The following is a 2,210-nucleotide window of genomic DNA, read 5'->3' on the forward strand; positions in this document are numbered from 1 at the left end:
TGTCAACGGCACCTGAATTTTGACCCCTTTCCGGCATCTGAAAATTGACCCCCCTGGGTCGGTGGTGGTGGTTAATCTTCGGCGGTTCGGCCGGTAGGAGTGCGGCCGAGATCTCGGCCCTTGAGCCGGTAACTGTCGCCTTTGAGGGAGATGACATCGGCGTGGTGGACCAGGCGGTCGATCATCGCGGCGGCGACGACCTCGTCACCGAAGACCTCACCCCATCGGCCGAACGGTTTGTTGGAGGTGATGATCAAACTGGCACGCTCGTAACGACTCGAGACGAGCTGGAAGAACAGGTTCGCCGCCTCGGCCTCGAACGGGATGTAGCCGACCTCGTCGACCACGAGCAACGGATAACGACCGAGCTTGACCAGCTCGGCTTCGAGCCGGCCGCTGTGATGGGCGTCGGCGAGCCGGGACACCCACTGTGCGGCGGTTGCGAACAACACCCGATGCCCGCCCTGACAGGCCCGGATCGCGATCCCGATCGCCAGATGGGTTTTCCCGGTGCCCGGTGGTCCCAGAAAGACCACATTGTCCTTGGCGGTGACGAAGTCCAACGTGCCCAGGTGCGCGATCGTCTCCCGCTTGAGACCCCGGGCATGATCGAAGTCGAACTCCTCCAACGATTTGCGGGCCGGGAACCGCGCCGACCGGATCCGCGATTCACCACCGTGGCTTTCTCGTGCCGAGACCTCCCGCTGCAGGCACGCCACCAGGAACTCTTCGTGGGTCCAGTTCTCGGAGCAGGCCCGCTCGATCAGCCGTGCGGCCGCATCGCGCAGGGTCGGTGCCTTCAAGGCGCGGGTGAGAAAGCTCAATTCGGCGGTCAGGTCCCGATCCGATGCTGTGGTGTGGGTCGTCATCACGCCACCGTTCCGTCGTAGTCGTCGATGCCCAGGGCGGTGTCGTAGTCGCTCAGCGCCCGGATCTGCACCTCGGTCTCGGCCGGCTGGTGCACCACGCTCATGCGGTTCCGGCGCAGGGCCGCAGCAGCTTTGACGTGCTCCGGGTCGGTGATGGTCTGGTGTTTGGCCCACGCCCGAACGTGGTCGGCGACGACGGTGCCCTCGCATCGGACCTGCACCCGTGCCAGGTCGGCGGCCACCTCGATGCGCCGGCCGATCACCGCCGGATGCACCGAGTAGTCGTTGGCGTCGAGCCGGATGTAGTGATCACGGGCCAACCGGGTCGCAAAGCGCCACCCGGTGGCCGGGGGCACCGGCGGCAGCGGGAGCATCGCGTGCCGGTCGGCGGCGATCCGGTCCGCCGGCGCGCACCCGAGCACCCGTTTGCGGCGGGTATTGGCTACCGCCACCCACGCCGACAACTGCCGGTTGAAGTCGGCCGGACCGGTGAACGAGCGACCCGGCAGGAAGGACGTCTCGAGGTAGTCGTGGTTGCGTTCGATGATGCCCTTGGCCTCCGGATCGCCGGGATTGCAGATCAGCACCTTCGCCCCGAGAGTGCCGCGGAAACCCTGGCAGTCCTGGGTCAGTTCCGTCCGGCGGTGTCGCCGCCGCCCGACCGCGCCTTCGCCGTCCCAGACCAGCACCCGGGGCACCGCCCCGAGACGGTCGATCAGCTGCCACCAGCCCGCGAACAGGTCCTCGGCGCCGCGGGTGGGCACCAGCACCGCCGACAACCAGCGCGAATACCCGCAGGTCATCGTCAACACCGGCAGCTTCGTCGACGTCCGGGACTGACCGTGATCGACCGGCAGGGTGATCGGTGGGAACCAGAAATCACACTGGGCGATCTCCCCGGGCTGGTAGGTAGTGCGCGAGGCCGGATCCGGCGGCAGGTAGACCGGACGCAGTTCGGCGACCCGGCCGCTGAGCACCCGGATCGAGTGGTCCCAGCCGATCCGTTCGGCGATCACCGTCGCCGGCATCGTGGGGAACTGTTGCAGCAGCTCCCGGATGCGGGGTTCGAACGGGTCGACGATCGAGCCGGTCTTGGCACGTTGATATTTCGGCGGCCCGTCGGCAGCCAGTGCCGAGCGGACGGTGTTGCGGGAAATCCCCATCACCCGGGCGATCGCCTTGATCGGCAACCGCTCGCTGCGATGCAGACGACGAATTTCGGCCCAATCTTCCACGGACAACATCCCTTCGTCCCTCCTGACTCGACTTCAGCCAGGATCGGTGGTCAGGGGGTCAAAATTGAGATGCCATACCGTGGTCAGTTTTCACGTGCCGTCGACA

General features: G+C 66.5%; 2 protein-coding genes. Both read right to left on the reverse strand.

The genetic code is table 11. The features are described 5' to 3' along the window. Positions 1-71 precede the first annotated feature (71 nt). Positions 72-869: an IS21-like element helper ATPase IstB gene (istB, locus tag B9C99_RS25420; protein ID WP_088899793.1), complete on the reverse strand. Its 798-nt coding sequence runs from the start codon at positions 867-869 to the stop codon at positions 72-74. Then, on the reverse strand, positions 869-2,113 hold the full coding sequence (gene istA, locus B9C99_RS25425; protein WP_088899794.1) for an IS21 family transposase: 1,245 nt from the start codon (positions 2,111-2,113) through the stop codon (positions 869-871). The genes istB and istA overlap by 1 nt, the downstream gene beginning before the upstream one ends. Positions 2,114-2,210 lie beyond the last annotated feature (97 nt).

Origin of the sequence: Rhodococcus sp. BUPNP1, assembly GCF_002215235.1 — a bacterium.
Taxonomy (GTDB): domain Bacteria; phylum Actinomycetota; class Actinomycetes; order Mycobacteriales; family Mycobacteriaceae; genus Rhodococcus.